Genomic DNA, 19,994 nt, shown 5'->3' on the forward strand with positions numbered 1-19,994 from the left:
CTATGTATATTGATTATCATTCTCAATAAGAACTTTACAAGCTTCACCGGGTATTTACTATGGACGGATATGATCTCAGCTTATGCAAATTTATGATGTCATTACCCGTAGCAATTCTTGAAGCTGTGCCTGTGAGGACAGTGGGTCAAATCCGTAGAACATATCAGCCTGGTTCAGAATATATACCCGTCCGTTTCGGACTGCATCTAATTGCTTCCAAGCTTTAGAATGTAGTAGGCGAGTAAAACGTTGTCTTCCCTCAGATGATGAAGGGATGCTAGTGATAATAATATGGTCAGCAGGAAACGATACGATATCCTCAATAGATGCCTCTAAGTACCCGGAATCTGTGATCCCCTTTTCAATAATTACGGAGGGGGGCTTGAAGCCAAGATCACCGTATAGAATTTGGCAACCTCTGCCGAAGCTGCTACTGAAACAGTAGGCGGATCGGGAGCTAACCTCCCATACGATAGCCGTACCTCTCTCCATTCCTATTGCATGGTTTAATAACCCGTTGGCGGTAAGACAAAGTCTGTCATAATGACTTAGCCACTGTTCAGCACGCTGTCGTCGATTCACAACCTCGGCAATCAGAGCAAATTGCTCTCGCCAACTCATTTGCATAAAGGGCAGCTCAATAACCGGAGCAACAGGAGTCAGAATCTTATTGTCGGGTAGACTGTAGCCGATAATGACGTCTGGTTTTACCGCAGCTACTGAGTCATAGAGTAATGAAAATTTACCTTCGCTCATTTGAAGCTGTTTGGAAGCGGGAACTTGTTCCAAGCTATGCTGCCATTCGGAATAAACCCCGAGTTGAGGCATGATTTCCAGTACTCGCAGGCTAGCGGTGTGATTATAGTTCAGGGCAACGACCCGTTTATTCTTATTCTGGTAGGCTGTAGGTGAAACGCCAACAAGCTGCTTGAATTTTCGGCTCAAATAAGTTCCCTCTTCGTAACCAACCTCATGTGCCAATGTTGTCAGATTGGGAGAACTGGTGAGGATTCGTTGCTGGGCTTTACGGATTCTTAGTAGTGTAATATAAGCACTGAAGGATAGACCTATTGATTTGCGAAAGGTTCTCGAAAAGTGCTCGGGGCTCACTTCAGCTAAAGCAGCCATTTGATCCCGCGTGATATCTTCATTGTAATGAGCTTCTATATACTCAGTCACCCGTTCCATCCAACTGCTTGATCTTTCTTTATGGGATGTCAGTTCACCATGAAGCTCCACGATGAACTGGGTGAATAGCTGCTGGACCCTAAACGGCTTTTGTTTATCAGCGTCTATCCAGGCACTGTAAAGCTCACCTGCCAAGGCTATCAAACGAGTGGAGGCATGGTGGACAGGGGAGTTGTCATTTATAAAAATGTCCTCATTTTTACTCTGGAGTATACAGGAATACTCAATCCATATCCCCTTTAACTGTAATTCAGGTTCCATCTTCAATAAAGAAGAACTACTAAGGGCTATTAAGCTTCCGGCCATGACCTTGTGTATCTTACCGTCTATTTCAAGAAAACCTTTCCCATCCCAGATCATCATAAGGCTGGAATTAGTAGAAGAAATGTTTGAGGCTGTGTAGTTGGTTATTCCCGATAAGCTGATGACCCGAAGGGGCATATAAAAAGGATGGGATGGATAAGGCATCCCGTCGGATTGGATCTGCATGTAGTAATCCCCTTCTTTTCATTGATAATCATTCTCATTTATAGTATAACAGTCTTTCTTACTATTGACTATAATGATGCTTATGATAGTGTTTAAAATAATCCACGAACGGAATAGGGTTAGCTGATAAGAAGGGGTTGAAGTCATCCATGACGACCTGGAATTTACAAGGAACTGTAAGTCACTTATTAATATGTAACGGTAGCAGCTGCAAGAAACACAAAGGTGAAGAGGTAGCTGAAGCGATAGAAGACGAGATTGAGAAGCAGGGCGCACAAAGTCTTATACATACGACTGTGACCCGTTGTAATGGAAGATGTTCAGATGCTTGTGTGGTGATCGCTTATCCCGAAGGTGTGTGGTACAAAGAGATTACACCTAAGCTGGCGAAATCATTAGTGCGGAAACATTTGCAGGGGGAGAAGCTTGAAGATCACTTGTTATACACCTATGATGGACAATTGATTGCTTCAAATGAAAAGGGCGCTAAAGGGAAAAAGAAAAAATAGCAAGGCTTGTAAGTACCTTTTAGCTGCGCTTCTAACCCTGTACAGATGAATATCTCGTGCAGGGTTATTTATTTATAAACAGGGGAGGATTATGATTGAATTGGATTATAACCAGACTCGTAATAGGACTGTGTGCTTAATTAAGGACATCAAATTTGACTTGCAGGGCTAACGTTGACTATGCTATTAAAAAGTGAATGAAATAACACAGTATATATGATGGTTTATAGGGGAGAGGGTACGATGGAGAGGCTGCAGGTGTGGCCAGAGAAGTTCAAAAAATTTTTTCTGAATAATAAATTTGTAGTAGTGCTGCTCATTATGCTGCTGGTTGGAATTAATATTCTGGTATTCTCCAAAATACCGTTTATTTTTAAGCCGATATCAGTATTGCTGCACACCGTGGCCGCACCATTATTACTGGCAGGTATAGCTTATTATTTGCTGAATCCGTTGGTAGATCGGATGGAGAAAAGATCCCGAATAAAACGTGTATATGCAATAATCATCCTATATTTGTTGATTGCTGGTCTCATCACGCTGGTTTTGTTTATGGTCATTCCAATTATACGGACTCAGCTATCAGGTTTGATCGACAATTTTCCAAGGTATAGTGAATTAATTCAAGAACGGTTTATGGATCTGACCGGAACGGAGTTCTTTGGGCAAGTTCAAGATAGTATCGGAACGAACCTTAGTGAGATAACATCTAAGATTACGGCGTGGGGCAGTTCTTTTCTGAATAATGCCTTGACGGGTGTTGGCAGCTTTGTAGGAGCCCTTACAGAGATTGTCTTGGCGGTTGTAACGACGCCATTTATTTTGTTCTACTTGCTTCGCGATGGAAAAAAATTGCCGGATTATATTCTGAAGTTTGTACCTACTTCTCTGCAGCCGCAGACTCGTATGGTCATGTCGGAGATGAACAGTCAGGTATCCTCTTACATACGCGGGCAAATTATTGTCAGCTGCTGTATTGGTCTGCTGCTCTATATTGGCTATTTAATCATTGGTTTGGAATACTCTCTCGTTCTGGCTATTGCTGCTGCTTGTACAGCAGTTGTTCCTTATCTGGGCCCGGCAATCGCAATTACACCTGCCTTAATTGTTGCGATGGTTACTTCTCCATTTATGCTGTTGAAGATGATTATCGTGTGGACAGCTGTTCAGCTGATTGAAGGGAAATTTATCTCACCACAGATCATGGGCAAGACGTTGAAGATTCATCCAATAACCATTATTTTTGTAATTATATTCGCAGGTAAAATGTTTGGAATTCTGGGGATTATCCTTGCAGTTCCGGGTTATGCGGTACTTAAGGTGGTATTTACACATCTTTTTGAATGGTTCCGGTTTCGATCCGGCTTATATAAACAGATTGAAGAGAATAAGGAATAATGTGGAAGGGTGAAATGTAATGGGAGCACCAATAGCAGTAACCTCTTATGGTAAGCTTCAAGGAATACAGGAGGGCGATGTGAACATTTGGCGTGGGGTCCCTTTTGCAGCTCCACCTGTTGGAGAACTTCGGTTTCGTGCACCACAGCCACCAGAAGCCTGGGATGGGGTTAGAGATGCTTCTGAATTTGGTCCAGTTAGTCATCAGCCAGCGGATACGAGAGGTACTCGGTTCGGTGGCAAGACGCCGCTTCATTCCGAGGATTGTCTGTATTTAAATATTTGGGCGCCAGCAGTTCATGATGAGCCCCTGCCGGTTATGTTCTGGATTCACGGGGGGACGTTTGTGACCGGGGCTGGAAGTCAGCCGCAGTTTGACGGCACAAGCTTCGCTGAACGCGGCAAAGTAATCTTAGTGACCATTAACTATCGGCTGGGTCCATTTGGATTCATGAATTTGTCTCCATTTGGCCATGGGCTTGCTTCTAATCAAGGTTTATTGGATCAAATCGCCGCACTGGAATGGGTAAAGCTGAATATTGCTGCTTTTGGTGGGGACCCGCAGCGGGTAACTGTATTCGGGGAGTCAGCAGGGAGTATGAGTATCGCAGCCCTTTTGGCCATGCCAGCAGCGAAGGGGTTGTTCGCTGGTGCGATTATGCAAAGCGGGGCTGCTCAGACGCTGCCTTCCGAGCAGGGGAAGTACATTGCAGCTGCACTACTAGCTGAATTAGGGATTGCTCCAGATGGAGATGCCAGTCTTCTGCAAACATTTTCTTCTGAACAAATTATCGATGCAGCCGCAAGAATGACTAAAAAATTAACAGGTGGCTCAATAGGTATGTTATTTCAGCCTGTCATTGATGGGGATACACTTCCTGTAGAACCTGCACAGGCTGTGGCAGAAGGATCGGCACAGGGTATTCCGCTATTGATCGGAACCAATCGTGATGAGGGCAACTTGTTCTTCAGAGAAGAATCGCCTGAGGCAGACTTTGACGATTCACTCAAGGCGCTGGAGCAGATGATGGGTACTGGGAGTCTGAAGGAGATTGCGAACCATTATTCATCCTCATGGGAGGGACAAGCCGAAATTCTAACGGATCTTTACTTCTGGGGAACCTCGGTGTCCCTGGCAGAGAACCAACTGAAATATGCACCTGTCTGGATGTACCGTTTTGACGGCACGATCCCAGGTCATCCATTGTTAAATAAAGCTGTGCATAGTGCAGAAATCGTCTATGCCTTTAATAATCTATCTCATCTAACCCATCTTAGGGCAGAAATTAATCCAACGATGCAGAAGTTGGCTGAAGTTATGCATGATGCTTGGATTGCTTTCGCTCATCAAGGAAATCCGGCTACAGCAGAGAGGTTATGGCCGAAATACAATCTGGAGGAACGGGCTACCTTGATCTTTGATGAAGATACGCATGTAGCTTATGATCCTGAGTCAGAGAAACGCAAAAGAATTGTCACTATGCTGGCTTAAGAAGATTGAGAGGCTGAATAAAGATGCAGGTAGAAGGCTTTAACCATGTGACCGTAAATGTCAGTAATTTAGCGAATTCCCTGAATTTCTACACAGGAGTTCTGGGCCTTCAGCTAGTTCATAGAGGTAAAACTGATGCTTATCTGGAATGGGGAAGTGCCTGGATATGTCTTCTTGAAAAGCCTGATTATATGGCGATTGCAGATAAAGTAGTTGGGGTAGACCATATCGCTTTTAGTATTGCAGAGGAACATTTTGAGGAAGCCGTCCAAGTATTGCAAACCCAGAATGTGCCCATAATTAGAGGGCCAATCAAACGGGGAATAGGCTGGACGGTCAATTTTCTAGATCCGGATGGTATACAGCTAGAGCTACATACCTCGAATCTGCGGGAACGAATGAGTGTTTGGAACACAACTACCGAATAAAAGATGGGTGTCCTATCAGCCTGCATGGCTAATGGGACACCCATTTTTTTAACGACCTAAATATTCTTTGATTCCTAAAACTACTGCTTCGGCTATTTTATTCTGGATGTCCGGGGTAAAGAGTAATGCTTCATCCTTGGTATTGCTTAAGTAACCACATTCTAATAATATTGCAGGCATTTTGGTTTCTCTTGTTACATGATAGTTAGCTTGACGAACCCCTCGGTCCTGCAGTCCTGTAGCAACTGCGAGGTATTTGTGAACGGTTTGAGCGAATAATAAGCTATCGTTACGTGTGTAATAGGTCTCTGTGCCACTAGGATTACTTTTACTGCCCGCCGGAATACTATTGGCATGAACAGAGATAAATAGATCGGCTTTTACATTGTTGGCGAGGTTAGATCTGTCCTGTAGAGTTGGGTATGTATCGCCACTGCGCGTGAGTATAACCTCGATATTTGGTTCTTTCTTTAGTAATTCTGCAATTTTCAGTGCTGTCGGCAAGGTGAAATCTTTCTCTTTAAGCTTGTTAACACTTGAACTCCCTGGATCTTTCCCTCCATGTCCTGCATCAATGACGATTATCTTCTTGTCTGTGTTGCCGGTAGAAGGTGGAGGAGTTGTAACCGGTACTTCTGGTAAGGTGGTTTCAGGAAGCGTAACGCTAGTCCCATTAAGATCCACAATAATAAGTCCATCATTAGCATTTATCAGACTGTAGCTATTAGCGCTGTTTAGATCAATGACGATCCGAATGGTCGATGGGGAACTGCTGAACAATGAATAGCGAACGGCAGAGACATTAGGATAGTCGGTAACCGTTAACTGTCCGCTTTGGTTCTTTCCTACGGAAAGATTCTGATGGAAGTCGGTTCCAAAGCCAGTATTCGGTAAATCCACGACAATTCGGTCTTTGTCTGTCATAGTGAACAGGGTAGGTTTTATACTGCCGTTCACTGCAATAACCAGCTGGTTATTGATGAAGCTAAGATTGGTGACTGCAGTCACTGAGCTATTCCCTTCAGTTGCTGTATTCCCGGTTGATCCGTTCTCCGAAGGTGCTGTTGGAGTGGGTTCTGGAACCGTAACTTCCGGATCGCTTCCCCCAACCTCAGGCACTGGAGAGGTTAAATATACGGTTTTGGTTACATTGTCCCAACCGACAGTAGTTCCTGTCTGTTCCCCAACAAATCTTAAAGGAACAAGGGTTGTGCTGCCACTGAGAAACGGAGGGTTGTCCAGTTTGACCTGTTTCCCTGAAGCTTCTGCCATCGTATTATCCACGATCAGTTTTAAAGTAGTTCCCTTTTGCTCAATGATCGCTGTCTTGGCCACATTATCCCATTTCACGGTATAACCAAGCTGTTCCGCAACAACGCGAAGAGGAACCATTACACTGCCATTTACAATTTGTACCTGTGCTTCTTTGGAAATCTTAAGATCGTTGCCGTCTAGGTTGATGTGTGTTTCCGTAGAGCCGGCATAACCAGTTCCTGGATGAACCAGCACCAACAAAAGCAGCAGTAACGCCAAAAAACCAAACTTTTTCATCTGCAATCCCTACCATCCCCGTTTATTGGTCTCTAGCAATTCTTACTTTTTCTTCCTTTGATGCCGTTTAAGGCTCGTATAAAGTATAAACGACAATAGTTTCCAAAAGTTGCGCTCTACAAGCGATAAAAAGGAAAATTTTCGGTATAAAAATAGAAAAAGAGCCTTCCCAAACATTTGGGATAGCTCTCATTCGCTAGAGATATGTTATTTTAACGATGTATAACCTGTTTTCTCTACCAATTTCTGACCTTGAGAAGATTGAATCCAATCCAGAAAGGGTTGAATATTAGGGTTGTCGCTTCCCGCGGTCACTGCATAAAATTCTGTTGCCAATGGGTACTGTCCACTACGAATACTTTCCTTGTCTGGTTGGATACCATCGATGGCCAGCAGGGCTATTTCCCCGTTCCGATTCATTTCTGAGGCGTAAAATAAGAAGCTGTAGCCCAGTGCATTTTTATAGTTTCGATAGCTGGAGGTTTGTTGAATGATACCGCTCATAATATCCGCTACGTCTTCTTGAGGCGGCTTCATGAGTGGAGTGTCCTTCATAAACTTTTGCAACATCGTCTGGCTTCCACTATCTTCAGGCAGTTGAAAAGCACGGATTCGGTTATTAGCTCCGCCTAAATCTTTCCAATTTGTGATCTTGCCTGCGTAAATATCTTTAAGTTGAGCGGTGGAAAGTCCGGTTACGTCGTTTCGTTTGTTTACAAAAAATACGAAGGCCTCGCGGCCGATCGGCGTAAGCTTCAGTTCGACACCTTTGCGCTTAGCTTCTTTTTGTTGTGCGATTGACGGAGCCGCTACAAATATAATATCGGTTTCTCCTTCAATTAATCTCTTGTAAGCTTCAGGTGTGCTGCTGCAAATTACTTGACTTGTTTGAAAATCATACGGATTATAATAACCCTCAGGATAAGTAGTTTGAACGAAAGCTGAATACAGTGGATAAAGTGCGGTTGCACCGTCCAATCTTGGAAGATTGCTAGCGATATGATAGGAAGAAGGTTCATCCAGATTCACTGCTTTGGTCTTCTCAGCAAAGGGTTCATATTGTAGCAGATTAACCTCCCGATCATCGACCATGGCAATTCTGTTGACGTACGCTTGCTTGATCTCATATCCTGCGGTCGCGAGCAGACTAAGTCCGAGGATAGATAACAATACAATATAGCTTGTTTTTCGTGACAACACATTAAATATGATAAGTACAACATAGATGGCTAATACGATCGCTAAGATTGCCACAAGTGGGGTATAAAACAGCAGTCCTCCGTAAAGCGCAGTAATTATAGCACCTATGAATCCTAAAAAAGCTATTCCTCCAACGGCAAAGATGGAGAACAATAACTTCGTCCAGAATGCTTCTTTCATAACAACCTCCTCGACATGATTACTAAACTATGGAAAAATCAACATATTTTCATTATACAGAAGTTTTTTGGATGAAGCAGTAGAACAATTACGAACAAACATGTAATAAAATGCTGCGAAACATGAAAGTAATGTGTACATTTTCATAAAGTACTGGACGAATGGCAAGAAGAGGTTTATTCTGAGATTGTGAAAAAAACAACGGAATACAAGATTCTCGGGGTAGGGTGAAATTCCCGACCGGCGGTAATGTTCAAAGTGAACTGAGCCCGCGACTCACTTGTTCTGCTTGCAGAGAAGTGACTGATCTGGTGTAAATCCAGAGCCGACGGTAAAGTCCGGATGGGAGAGGATCATAAGATAAAGACGCTAGGAGTCTATCCTTGTACGTCTTTATTGATAATGCCCCCGAGTTTACCTTTATGGTAATTCGGGGGTTTTTGGTCTCTTATCGAGGGTTTGTATCGACAAGGAGAATGAAATTATGAGTAATGTTACAGCTTCATCATCAACTAAGGTTGGCAGTACATCAGCGCTACGCAGTGGATTTTGGCTCGTTGTGATTGGTGCAGCATTATGGGGCGTTGATCCGCTCTTTCGTATCATCCTGTTAAAATCTTTGACCTCATCGCAAATTGTTCTTCTGGAGCATGTGGTGCTTTTCTTGGCTGCTTCACCTGTTCTTTGGCGTCACCGGGCGGAGCTTAAAGGAATTGGATTTCGCCAGATTGGTGCTTTATTGATTGTTTCATGGGGAGGTTCTGCCGGGGCGACGATCCTATTTACGATGGCACTTTCCAGTGGGGATTTGAATGCGGTGCTGTTACTGCAAAAGCTTCAGCCAATATTCGCGATCGGTCTCGCTGCTTTAATTCTTAAAGAACGTTTGCCTAAAAATTTCGGACCACTCATTGTGTTGGCACTGGTAGGAACCTATCTGCTGACCTTTGGCTGGAGTATCCCTTTCGGACATGTGAATAACTTTATTGGGGTTAGCAGTCTGATGGCCTTGGGAGCAGCTGCACTGTGGGGGGGATCGACAGTCATGGGACGTTATCTGCTCGGTTCTATGAAATATGAGACAGTGACTTCGCTGCGGTTTATCCTTGCGCTTCCTTTACTGTTCGTTATCACTACGCTAGAAGGTGCACCGTGGCAGATTCATGGCGGGTTTGGTGCATCGGCAGCCATTGCGATTAATCTATTGCTGCAAGCTTTGCTGCCAGGACTTCTTAGTATGTTGTTGTATTACAAAGGACTTAGCACGACCAAAGCTTCCTTCGCCACATTAGCTGAACTCAGCTTTCCTATGACGGGAGTAATCATCAACTGGATCGTGTTCCAACAGCTGGTCACTATCCCGCAGATTCTCGGATTTGCCTTGATCTGGGTCGCTTTATTCTTTTTATCTAATCAACAGTCCAAACCACAAACGCTCTGATCAGATTGAAGTGGAATGGTTCTACCTATATAAAGATGATTCGAAGCCGTATGGCTTTCGGATCATCTTTTTTTGTATGTGATTTTACTCCTTGCTTTGATCATATCGACTGCAAAAACTGCTGAAATGTTTCTAACGTAACATATAGCGGAATTAATAAAGCGTTTACAATAAGGAAGGGCACAAAATGACTGTGCCACTGAGTACATAATCCATGATTAAATTATTTAGGAGGAAACAGACATTGAAGAAATCATTTATATTATTTATGATTCTGACCTTTCTTATTTCCCCTTTTACGTTTGGGCCGTCTGCTCAAGCGGCAGGAGATGAGAATATTGCCCTAGGTAAGCCTGCAATATCAGATAGTGAGCTTGCAGGGTATGAAGCGGGTAACGCATTAGATTCCGATGAATGGAACACACATTGGACGGCGAATGACGGGAGCTTTCCTCATTGGCTGGAAGTAGATTTGCAAGGTGCATATGATTTGTCAGGTGCAACCGTCATCTGGAATGCATGGAGTTACATTAATCAATATACGATTGAAGTATCACGTGATCATAAGGTATGGACAACAGTTGTGGACAAAAGTCAGAGCAGCAGTGTAGAGCAAACTCAGTACAATGCTTTCAAGCTGCAAAATGTTTCTTATGTAAGGGTCAACCTGACCGGCATCAACGGCGGAAAATGGGCAGCCATTAATGATCTGAAGGTCTGGGGTGTTCCCGCAGCCGGCACGCCGCATGAGCCGGTACAGGGTGAAATACAAACTGTACTGCCAGTACGGTTGGACACGGAAATTGGGCAAGCCCCTGAGCTTCCAAGTGTTGTAACTGTGGTATATAGCAATTCTGACACGGAGGATGCTCAGGTTGCTTGGGATGTGATCCTGCCAGCAGAGTATTCCCGTCCCGGAACCTTTACAGTAAGCGGTTCTATCTCAGGTACTGTGCAGAAGGCAGTGGCGAAGGTAACAGTAGTAGGTGACAGCAGCACGCCTATTGTCGGATTTGAGAGCATAAATGTCAGCACAATTACGGATGTGCCTGCTTTATTGCCATCAGCGGTAACGGCTATATACGAAGATGGGTCAAGCAAACAGCTGCCTGTAACCTGGGATGACCTTATTGAGGCGGAGTACGCGGTTGAAGGAACTTACAGCGTAATGGGGAAAGTTGCAGGGACAGACCTACAACCCACAGCTGATATTCAGGTTACTCCGCTTGTGCTGCAATCCGGGTTCATAAAAGGTGCGGACATTTCCACACTGGAAGCGATTGAGGATGCCGGTGGAAAGTATTACGACAATGGAGTAGAAAAGGATTTGATGGATATTCTTAAAAGCCGGGGTGTAAATTACATTCGGCTACGTTTATGGAATGATCCTCAGGAAGCTGGCGGCTATAATGACCGTGAGGATGTTGTGGAAATGGCGCAGCGCGTCAAAGCCAAAGGGTTTAAGCTGTTGCTTGATTTCCATTATTCTGATTTCTGGGCTGACCCCGGAAAGCAAAACAAGCCGGGAGCATGGGCGGATTACTCCTATGATGAATTGAAGCAAGCGGTATATGACTATACCAAAGATGTTATGGATGAGCTAAAGGAAAAGGGAGCTTCACCCGATATGGTCCAAATCGGAAATGAGATTAATGGTGGCTTGTTATGGCCTGACGGCAAATCCTATGATCAAGAGAATGCTTTTGAGAAGGTTGTTCCGCTTCTAGAGAGTGGAGTGAAGGGAGTTAGAGACAGCCAGAGTGCAGATCAGGATATCAAAATTATGATCCATCTTGCTGAAGGTGGCAAAAATGATATGTTTCGTTGGTTCTTTGACGAATTAACGAAGCGGAATCTTGATTATGACGTGATCGGCGCGTCCTTTTATCCGTATTGGAGCGGAACGATGGATAGCCTGCAGTTTAACTTGGACGATATCTCTAAACGATATGGTAAAGAAGTGATTGTGACGGAAACCGCATATCCTTACACGTTGCAGGACGGCGACAACTTTGAGAATAACATCGCCCGCCAAGATCAGCTAGACGGCAGTGGCTTCCCAGCTACGGTTGCAGGTCAAATGGCTGAGGTCAAAACAGTAATGAATGTATTGTCCAAAGTACCCGATGGTAAAGGAACAGGCTTGTTCTATTGGGAACCAGCTTGGATTCCAGTGCAAGGTGTAGGCTGGAAGGTAGGCGAAGGAAATGCTTGGGAGAATCAGGCAATGTTCGATTTTGCAGGGAATGCACTCTCTTCATTAAATGTCTTCAAAACCCCGGTGGCCGGTGAGGGGGGCGAAGAGGAACCCGGAACGGGAGGGAATCCCGGCACTGGCGGGGAACCCGGAACGGGAGGAAATCCTGACACTGGCGAGGAACCCGGAACGGGAGTTAATCCTGATCCTGTCATCACGGTCAGAGATTCAAGCGTTGTAAATTCAGCAAATAAAGCAGTGGTCGAACATACAGCGGCAGGACAACTTCAGGTGAAGGCACAAGCAGGAATTTCCGGCATAGCTGATATCACGCTAAGTATAGAGGATATCAATAAGGCGCTGTCGACGCTTCCGGCGGATGAAAAACTGATTATTTCTGTTCTGCCATCGACGGGAGAGCTTAAGGGAGCAGTCGTTCATCTTCCGTTGAGTTCTATACTAGAGCAGGGCAAACATCCTCAAATAGTAATTGTATATGGTGCGGCATCTGTTACGGTTTCTACGGAAGCTAGTGCAGGAATTATAAAGACGGGAGCTAAGGAACTAACGCTCTCACTGGTTCAGGTAGCTGCGCCAACCTTGCCTGCACCATTGGCAACTGGAGCAAAAGACTACCCGGCCTATAACATCCAAGTGTCAGTAGACGGGACTTCTATCGATGTTTTCAAAAAAGGAGCAATATCGGTAGCCTGCCACTACAAGCTGAAGCTCGGGGAGCAGAGCCAGCGGATTGCTGTTTATTCGATACTTGCTGATGGAAAACTTGAAGTTATCAAAGCTGTGCGGTACAACCCAACCGCGGAACAGATTGTGTTTAATCCAAGTCATTTCAGCATTTATGCTGCGGGGTACGCAGAGGTGGGGTACACAGATTTAAAAGCAGCAGATTGGGCCACGTTAGCGATTGAATCCTTGACGGCTAAAGGGATCGTGCAAGGAATAGGAAACGGGATCTTTAATCCGCAAGGGGAGGTTACACGCGCTGAATTTGTCAGCATGCTGCTGTCCGCGCTGGAGCTAAAAGCAGAAAGAGGAACAGGCAGTTTTAAAGATGTGAACCTTGATGCGTGGTATAGCTCTGTTGTGATTACTGCTGGGAAATTGGGTGTTGTACAAGGACATGCGGATGGCACTTTTGGCCCGAATGATAAATTGTCCCGTGAAGAAATGGCAGCTATTTCGTATCGTGCGCTTAAGTTGGTGGAGAAAGTGAACGATCAGACGGATGTGAACGTTATTTCTTTTAAAGATAAAGACCTGATCTCGATGTATGCCAGTGAAGGGATAACAGCGCTTGCGCAGACTGGGATTATCAATGGATTCGAAGATGGCAATTTCCGCCCGCAAGCCCATACAACACGCGCTGAAGCAGCTTACATCATACTCAATCTTTTGCAGCAATAATAGGCAGACAGGCAATAACTGTGCTCGAAAAGGCAGTTAGGGCCTGTCTTTACCACATTTTTTAGATATTTATCTTTTCGCAAGTAGGGATTGTTTGTACAATAGGGGCTATGACATTTGAGCCGGAGAGTGAAGGAACGTGTATAGATATAATTTATTTACCAAAATCGTGAGTATCATGGTCATTATGCTGATCCCGATAACCATCCTTTACTTCTATTCCAATAAAACGACCACGGATGTGCTGCGTACGGAGTTAAATACTTCGAATAATAATCAGCTTAGTTTTTTTCAGAATCAGGTAGAAAGTAATATGGAGTTATTGTCCTCGTGGCCGATTCTGCTGATCCATGATCCTGATATCCTCAGCCTTAAGGATACTTATCTGGAAAAAGGGCGTTTGAATCTGGATACGATAAACCTGATCAAACGGATTCAGACCAAAATCAGCATTCAAGAAAGCTCCTCCAATTGGAAAAGTAAGCTGTATTTATACTCCCCATCCATTCACCGTATGGTATCTGAAAATGATGCGAAATTATACGAAGATGAGGATCTGAAGCGGGAAGTGAAGTCGGGCTGGCATGTGGAGAAGATTGAAGGGCAGGAGGGTGACCGCTTCGTATTCTCGTGGTTCTCTTTTACACCTTTTATGTCAGAATTCGCTCCGGAAAAAGTCAAAACGATTATGAAGGTAGAGTTCGACAGCCGGAACATAGAAGATATGCTGGATAAATTCAAGAGTGATGGCAGAAGAGATCCTTTTTATTATAAGCAGGGAACAGGACTTATTTTTAACCGCAGTGCCGACAAGGTGTTAGCCAAAGAATTGGTAGACAGGCTGGAAGAGACCCAACTGAAGCCTAGTGAGAATCGCACGGTCAAAATAGAAGGTGAATCCTACAGTGTAAATATCGTCTATTCGGACAAAATGGGCTGGTATTTGATCGACTATATGCCGCTAACTGAAATCTTACATCCGATCCTGACCTCTAATCGTTTATTTTATTTTGCGATCAGTGCTTTGTTGTTAATGAGCTGTCTCGTAGCTTATCTGTTATATGTTCAAGTGCAGGTACCTATAAGGTTATTGGTTGGAGGCTTTCAACGGTTGAAGCAAGGGGACTATTCTACGCGAGTGGAGATTAAAGGGAAGAATGAATTCAGCTTCCTGTCCGGCCGGTTTAACAGTATGGTAGAACAGATTCAGATGCTGATCGAGAATGTGCTGATGGAGAAAATCCACGTTCGCGAAGCCCGCTTAAAGCAGCTTCAATCACAGATTAATCCACATTTTTTCTATAATTGCTTCTCCTTTATTACAAGTATGGCGAAGCTCGATAATATGGGTGCGGTCGTTGGAATGTCGCATAATTTGTCCCGATATTACAGATACACCACTCGTCAGGAACGTGATTTGGTTGCGCTGTCTGAAGAGGTGGAATTTGTGAATCATTATCTGGAGATCCAGAAGATGAGGATGAGCAGACTTCGTTATGAGATCAATATCCCACCGCAAATGCGCAAAAGAGAGCTTCCGCCGCTCGTACTGCAGCCTCTGGTGGAGAATGCGGTTATACATGGAATTGAGCCCATCGCCAAAGAGGGACTGGTGCGGATTACGGGTTCATGTGTAGGCAGAGAAATGACGCTTACGGTTGAGGACGATGGTCAGGGAATGACGACAGAGGGAATTATAGAACTGGAAAATAAACTAAGCAGGGCGATGGATGAAGAAATGGGCTGCGGTTTATGGAATGTGCATCAGAGAATGCGGCTGCGTTTTGGGGAGACGTCTGGTTTGCGCATCTCGCCTTCTCCACTCGGAGGGTTACAGGTGACACTGCAGTGGTTGCTGCCCTACACAGACAATGAAATGGAATGACATCTAGGAGGGGAAAGAATGATAGAGCTGTTGTTAGTTGATGATGAGCCCTATGTTACGGAAAGTTTAGCTCGTACTATTCCATGGGCTGAAATCGGGGTGAAGCAGGTGCATCAAGCGGCATCGGGTGCTGAAGCTCTGCAAATTATGGAACAGCAGGCTATAGATATTATGGTTACTGATATTTCAATGCCAGGAATGACTGGCCTGCAATTAATTGAAGCCGTAGGCGAGAAATGGCCAAATATTCGGTCCATTTTATTGACGGGTTATTCCGATTTTCAATATGCGAAAAAAGCTATTCAACTGCAGGCATTTGATTATATTTTGAAGCCGGTAAGTGATGACGAGTTTATCAAAAGCGTATCCGGTGCGATTGAATCTTTGAAAGATGAATGGGAAGCCCATGATAGATATCATTTGCTGCTGTATAATCGCAAAGCCGATTACAGTGTTTTGCGGGCTAATCTGATGCACGAATTGCTTCTTGGCAGGGTGCTGTCCGAGCGGACGCTGGCCATTAAGCTGAAGGAATATGAAATCTCCTTCCAGCCGGACGCTGAAGCGGCGATGCTGCTGATTCAGCTTGGTAAACATTATGCCGCCATGGATCACCATTCGGTTTCTCTAATGGAATATGCGATCGGTAACATTGCCGAGGAGCTTTTTAAGGAGCAGTTCCATGTCTGGTTCTGCAAAGCGCCGCATGATTGCTTGATTCTGCTTGTTGAATTAAAGCCGGCAGTTCAGCAGGAATTGGAGCAAATGGCTAACTATGAAGCTGCAAGGCAGCAAGTCCTAAAAGCGGTGATCGCGAATTTCCAAATTAGTGTAAGCAATTACCTCAAGGGTGAGATTTCACTGATTGTAACGGAGTGGTTCACCTTTCCAGAGGGGATGACGGCTGCCTATCGAAGCGGTCTTAGCTCGATGTATTTGGCAGCACATGATGAATCCAGTTCCGTGCTGTTTTTGGATGATCGCCAGCATCAGGAGACGATGAGCATCAAATCGCTCGAATGTCTTTATCGTCCACCTACACTCATTCATCTGTTGGAATCCAAACAATGGGATACAGCAAGGCAAAAAATTGCTGACGTGTTCCGGGATATGGAGAATGCACGGTTTTCTAGTGAACATCTGTACGAGGTCTTTCTATCTATAACGAATGCATTTATGTATATAGCGCATAAGAGTGGCCAGTTCATCTCCAAGATTGACCAATACGCTTTAGATCCGTTGTTGACGCAGAGTATTATTGTTTCTTTTGATAAGCTTAAAGAATGGGCGTTTGATATGCTCGATAAGCTTCAGAAGGAGCTATCCGAAAGCGATCAGAATACGAAAAGTTATATTATCAAGCAGGTCCATGAGCTGGTAGGAAACCATTCGGGTCATGAGCTGTCCGTCAAAACCATTGCCGATCATGTATATTTGCATCCTGTCTACTTGTCCAAGATTTATAAGGCTGAGACTGGGGAAGGGCTTGGGGACTATATTATTCGGATGCGGATGGAACGGGCACTTTATCTGCTTAAAAATACGAATAAAAAAATCTATGAAATCACCTCTGAGCTTGGATATCAAAATCCGCAATATTTCAGTAAGATGTTCAAAAAACACTACCATATGACACCAAATGAATTCCGGGACGGATAGAGGTTGAGAAAGGTGCAGAAACCTTGTTTAAATGACGTATTCGGGCTTAGAATCGTTCCCTATAATTAAATTGTAACCAACACTTATGGAATCCAAGGGGGAACAAAATGAGCGCGATGAAGAGAAAAAGATGGCTGCCGCTCCTGTGTATGAGCATGCTTTTGGCGGGTAGCCTTGCGGGCTGTTCAGGCAATAACGCTGCTAATAGTAAAGACACTGCTGGAGATAAAACAGCTGGTGAAGCGACTGCAAATACAGCTTCCAATTCTGAAAACGCCTACAAGGATAAATACGATCCTGAGGTGACATTTACAACCGCATGGGGCGTGGACCCTGAGCTTAAATTCAAAAACGGTGAAAGCATTGAGAATAACGTGGCTACAAAATGGGCTAAAGAAAAATTCGGCATCAACATTAAGTCCCTTTGGTCCATCACAGATACGAACGGCGCATTTGGTACGAAGCTGCGTTTATCCATGTCTTCAGGTCAGGACATGCCTGATGTCGTAACCATCGGTACAGCCGACAACACGATTGCACAGGATTTGATCGATTCCGGCATGTATGCTGATGTAGGAACTTTGTTTGATAAATATGCTTCAGATACTTGGAAAGAAGCGATGGCACAGGATCCTAACGTTTGGAACCAATACAGCCGTGATGGAAAAAGAATGGGTCTGCCTGTTCTCGATTATGCATATAACCATGATTACATTCTGTGGATCCGCCAAGATTGGCTGGATAAGCTGAATATGCAAGCACCGAAGACGATCGATGAGCTGGAAAAAGTGATGGATGCGTTCAAGAATCAGAACCCTGATGGCTTGGCACCAGACAAGGTAACTCCACTTAGTATCGGCTTTAAAACAACGATGAACACTTGGATGGGCGACCCTTCTTGGATCTTTGGTGCTTACGGAACCTTGCCACAGCAATGGAATCTAGATGCTGATGGTAAATTAGAATACGGCTCTGTAAATGCTGGCATGAAGCAAGGGCTCGAAAAACTGAAGGAATGGTTGGCTAAAGGTTATATTCCTCAGGAAGCGGCTCTTTGGGATGAGAACAAAACTGCCGAACCAGCAGTTGCGGGTACAGCAGGTATTCTCCCGGGTCCTTACTGGATGAGCGGCTGGCCGCTTCAGGATACCGTGAAGAACTCTCCAGATGCAGTATGGGCTCCAATTGAAATTCCAGCGGGTCCAGATGGAAAGGTTATGCGTCATGGTACACAATTCACTAACGGTGTAACTTTGATCAGCACGAAAATGAAAAATCCTGAAGCCTTCTTTACTTATCAAAACTACCTGTTCGATAACTTTGCTAACCCAACGCCAGGCAGTGAACTGGATAACGGCCTTTTTGCAGGATACGACTATGAGCTAGATGCGAACGGTAAGATGATCGAAAATGATAAAATTGCTGGCGGTTATGTGAATAGCGTTCGTTATATGCTGGTTCGTGACGGTGCCCGGATTCCGGATGCCCAAATGAAAGCACTCCTTAACCTGGCAGATGGCGCAGAGCCAACAACCCGCCTGGAGAAAGACGTAGCTGTGAATTATGGTAAAGATACCCCAGCTGCTGCAAAAGTTCTGCTGGCGCAAGAGGATAAATCCTTTAAGAATATGTTCACAGGTCCTACGACCGAAACTATGAAATCGAAGATGGACTATCTGAACAAAATTGAGAACCAAACGTTTAATGAAATCATCTATGGCAACAAACCGCTGGATGCATTTGATTCCTTTGTAGCAACCTGGAAATCAGGTGGTGGCGATCAAATCACTAAAGAAGTTAACGAATGGTATGACAGCGTAAAATAAGGTTTGGATTTAGTTTGACTAGGTAAAAGCAGCAAACGGGACCGTCTCTTCAGCCGTAGTATTAGGCTTTAGGGAGGGTCCCTGTTTGCGTTTGGAGTCCTCTTTTTTCTATGTGATAAAGAGATTGCTTTTGTACCATATATATTGGTTTTGCTCGCTATTTGAGGAATTCGGGCGTTGCTATAATTTGAGTATGGTTACAGAAGAACTTGACACGATATGGGGGACCAAGGATGAGAACACTAAAAAAAACATGGCCTTTTCACTTGATGTTATTGCCGGCGATGATATTCCTGATCATCTTCAGCTTTATTCCAATGGGCGGAATTGTGATGGCATTTCAGGATTATAAGCCATGGCTGAAAATTTCAGGCTCGGCATGGGTTGGATTGGACAATTTCCGTTATCTGTTTGAACGTAATGACAGTATGCAGGTCATTTGGAATACATTGATTATTGCTGTTCTAAAAATGATTTTCAATCTGGCTGTACCGTTTGTGTTCGCCATTTTGTTAAATGAGATTCGCAAGGTATACATACAGCGCACTATTCAGACGCTGGTTTACTTGCCTCACTTTTTATCTTGGGTTATTCTCGGCGGGATATTGCTGGATTTGCTTGCTACAGATGGTTTTGTCAATCAGATCTTAGGCAGCATGGGCTTCAAACCCATCTTTTTCTTAGGGGATAACAACTGGTTCCGGTTCACAGTTATTCTCACAGATGTGTGGAAGGAATTTGGTTATAATACGATCGTCTTCCTAGCTGCTCTAGCAGGAATCAATCCTTCATTATATGAGGCTGCTGAAATAGACGGCGCTAACCGCTGGAAGCAGACACGTTTTATCACAATGCCATCTCTATTGCCAATGGTTGTGGTGGTAGGTACCTTGGCTCTCGGAAATGTATTGAACGCAGGGTTTGACCAGATTTTTAACCTCTACAATCCACTGGTCTATCAGAAAGGCGATATTATTGATACCTTCGTGTACCGCACGGCTATTCTGAATGGTGAGATGGGCTTTGGTACGGCAATCGGACTGTTTAAGTCGGCCATTAGTATGATCCTAATTCTCGTCTCGTACAGTTTGGCTAAGAAGTGGGCAGGATATCGCATTTTCTAATT

General features: G+C 44.3%; 13 protein-coding genes and 1 riboswitch. Of the genes, 10 read left to right on the forward strand and 3 right to left on the reverse strand.

The genetic code is table 11. The features are described 5' to 3' along the window. Nucleotides 1-90: 90 nt before the first annotated feature. On the reverse strand, nt 91-1,677 hold the full coding sequence (locus tag NST45_RS06385) for an AraC family transcriptional regulator (RefSeq protein ID WP_081384343.1): 1,587 nt from the start codon (nt 1,675-1,677) through the stop codon (nt 91-93). A gap of 149 nt (nt 1,678-1,826) precedes the next feature. On the opposite strand from NST45_RS06385, the gene NST45_RS06390 reads away from it, so the two are divergent. From NST45_RS06390 to NST45_RS06405, 4 genes are all read left to right on the forward strand, one after another. Next, nucleotides 1,827-2,186 carry a (2Fe-2S) ferredoxin domain-containing protein gene (locus NST45_RS06390; RefSeq protein ID WP_036676102.1) on the forward strand — a complete coding sequence of 120 codons (360 nt, stop codon included), beginning with the start codon at nt 1,827-1,829 and terminating at the stop codon, nt 2,184-2,186. 243 nt (nt 2,187-2,429) lie between these two features. Further along, nucleotides 2,430-3,584: an AI-2E family transporter gene (locus tag NST45_RS06395; RefSeq protein WP_036676105.1), complete on the forward strand. Its 1,155-nt coding sequence runs from the start codon at nt 2,430-2,432 to the stop codon at nt 3,582-3,584. Nucleotides 3,585-3,603: 19 nt separating this feature from the next. Continuing rightward, a complete protein-coding gene (locus NST45_RS06400; RefSeq protein ID WP_038572460.1) occupies nt 3,604-5,076 on the forward strand; it encodes a carboxylesterase/lipase family protein in 1,473 nt (490 codons plus the stop codon). 23 nt (nt 5,077-5,099) lie between these two features. After that, nucleotides 5,100-5,504, forward strand: coding sequence for a VOC family protein (locus tag NST45_RS06405; protein WP_038572459.1), 405 nt, complete (start codon nt 5,100-5,102; stop codon nt 5,502-5,504). A gap of 48 nt (nt 5,505-5,552) precedes the next feature. Here NST45_RS06405 and NST45_RS06410 read toward each other — a convergent pair whose 3' ends face one another. Both NST45_RS06410 and NST45_RS06415 read right to left on the reverse strand, forming a co-directional pair. Continuing rightward, entirely contained in the window at nt 5,553-7,055 is a 1,503-nt protein-coding gene (locus NST45_RS06410) for an N-acetylmuramoyl-L-alanine amidase family protein (RefSeq protein ID WP_076223084.1), read from the reverse strand. A gap of 207 nt (nt 7,056-7,262) precedes the next feature. Next, nucleotides 7,263-8,435 (reverse strand): substrate-binding domain-containing protein, encoded by a 1,173-nt coding sequence (locus NST45_RS06415; protein ID WP_339825192.1) that lies wholly within the window; start codon nt 8,433-8,435, stop codon nt 7,263-7,265. A gap of 209 nt (nt 8,436-8,644) precedes the next feature. Further along, a riboswitch (FMN riboswitch) is annotated at nt 8,645-8,793 on the forward strand. A gap of 126 nt (nt 8,794-8,919) precedes the next feature. Between NST45_RS06415 and NST45_RS06420 the strand changes: the two genes are divergently transcribed. The 6 genes from NST45_RS06420 to NST45_RS06445 all read left to right on the forward strand — a co-directional run bounded on the left by NST45_RS06420 (nt 8,920) and on the right by NST45_RS06445 (nt 19,992). After that, nucleotides 8,920-9,876 carry a DMT family transporter gene (locus NST45_RS06420; RefSeq protein WP_076101508.1) on the forward strand — a complete coding sequence of 319 codons (957 nt, stop codon included), beginning with the start codon at nt 8,920-8,922 and terminating at the stop codon, nt 9,874-9,876. 244 nt (nt 9,877-10,120) lie between these two features. Continuing rightward, nucleotides 10,121-13,498, forward strand: coding sequence for a glycosyl hydrolase 53 family protein (locus tag NST45_RS06425; RefSeq protein WP_339825195.1), 3,378 nt, complete (start codon nt 10,121-10,123; stop codon nt 13,496-13,498). A gap of 139 nt (nt 13,499-13,637) precedes the next feature. After that, nucleotides 13,638-15,383, forward strand: a complete 1,746-nt coding sequence (locus NST45_RS06430; protein WP_076213590.1) for a histidine kinase — start codon at nt 13,638-13,640, stop codon at nt 15,381-15,383. 18 nt (nt 15,384-15,401) lie between these two features. Beyond that, nucleotides 15,402-17,042, forward strand: coding sequence for a response regulator (locus NST45_RS06435; RefSeq protein ID WP_076213587.1), 1,641 nt, complete (start codon nt 15,402-15,404; stop codon nt 17,040-17,042). A 107-nt stretch (nt 17,043-17,149) separates the two neighbouring features. Beyond that, nucleotides 17,150-18,868 (forward strand): extracellular solute-binding protein, encoded by a 1,719-nt coding sequence (locus tag NST45_RS06440; protein WP_038572454.1) that lies wholly within the window; start codon nt 17,150-17,152, stop codon nt 18,866-18,868. Between the two features lie 233 nt (nt 18,869-19,101). Then, nucleotides 19,102-19,992 carry an ABC transporter permease subunit gene (locus NST45_RS06445; RefSeq protein ID WP_036676126.1) on the forward strand — a complete coding sequence of 297 codons (891 nt, stop codon included), beginning with the start codon at nt 19,102-19,104 and terminating at the stop codon, nt 19,990-19,992. Nucleotides 19,993-19,994 lie beyond the last annotated feature (2 nt).

The sequence above is a fragment of the Paenibacillus sp. FSL R7-0163 genome, assembly GCF_037969975.1.
In the GTDB taxonomy this organism is placed as follows: domain Bacteria; phylum Bacillota; class Bacilli; order Paenibacillales; family Paenibacillaceae; genus Paenibacillus_AQ; species Paenibacillus_AQ odorifer.

Coding starts and splice junctions, on each gene's coding strand:
- NST45_RS06445 (WP_036676126.1), top strand. CDS start 19,102: ATGAGAACACTAAAAAAAACATGGCCTTTTCACTTGATGTTATTGCCG.
- NST45_RS06390 (WP_036676102.1), top strand. CDS start 1,827: ATGACGACCTGGAATTTACAAGGAACTGTAAGTCACTTATTAATATGT.
- NST45_RS06435 (WP_076213587.1), top strand. CDS start 15,402: ATGATAGAGCTGTTGTTAGTTGATGATGAGCCCTATGTTACGGAAAGT.
- NST45_RS06405 (WP_038572459.1), top strand. CDS start 5,100: ATGCAGGTAGAAGGCTTTAACCATGTGACCGTAAATGTCAGTAATTTA.
- NST45_RS06420 (WP_076101508.1), top strand. CDS start 8,920: ATGAGTAATGTTACAGCTTCATCATCAACTAAGGTTGGCAGTACATCA.
- NST45_RS06440 (WP_038572454.1), top strand. CDS start 17,150: ATGAGCGCGATGAAGAGAAAAAGATGGCTGCCGCTCCTGTGTATGAGC.
- NST45_RS06410 (WP_076223084.1), bottom strand. CDS start 7,055: ATGAAAAAGTTTGGTTTTTTGGCGTTACTGCTGCTTTTGTTGGTGCTG.
- NST45_RS06400 (WP_038572460.1), top strand. CDS start 3,604: ATGGGAGCACCAATAGCAGTAACCTCTTATGGTAAGCTTCAAGGAATA.
- NST45_RS06385 (WP_081384343.1), bottom strand. CDS start 1,677: ATGCAGATCCAATCCGACGGGATGCCTTATCCATCCCATCCTTTTTAT.
- NST45_RS06415 (WP_339825192.1), bottom strand. CDS start 8,435: ATGAAAGAAGCATTCTGGACGAAGTTATTGTTCTCCATCTTTGCCGTT.
- NST45_RS06395 (WP_036676105.1), top strand. CDS start 2,430: ATGGAGAGGCTGCAGGTGTGGCCAGAGAAGTTCAAAAAATTTTTTCTG.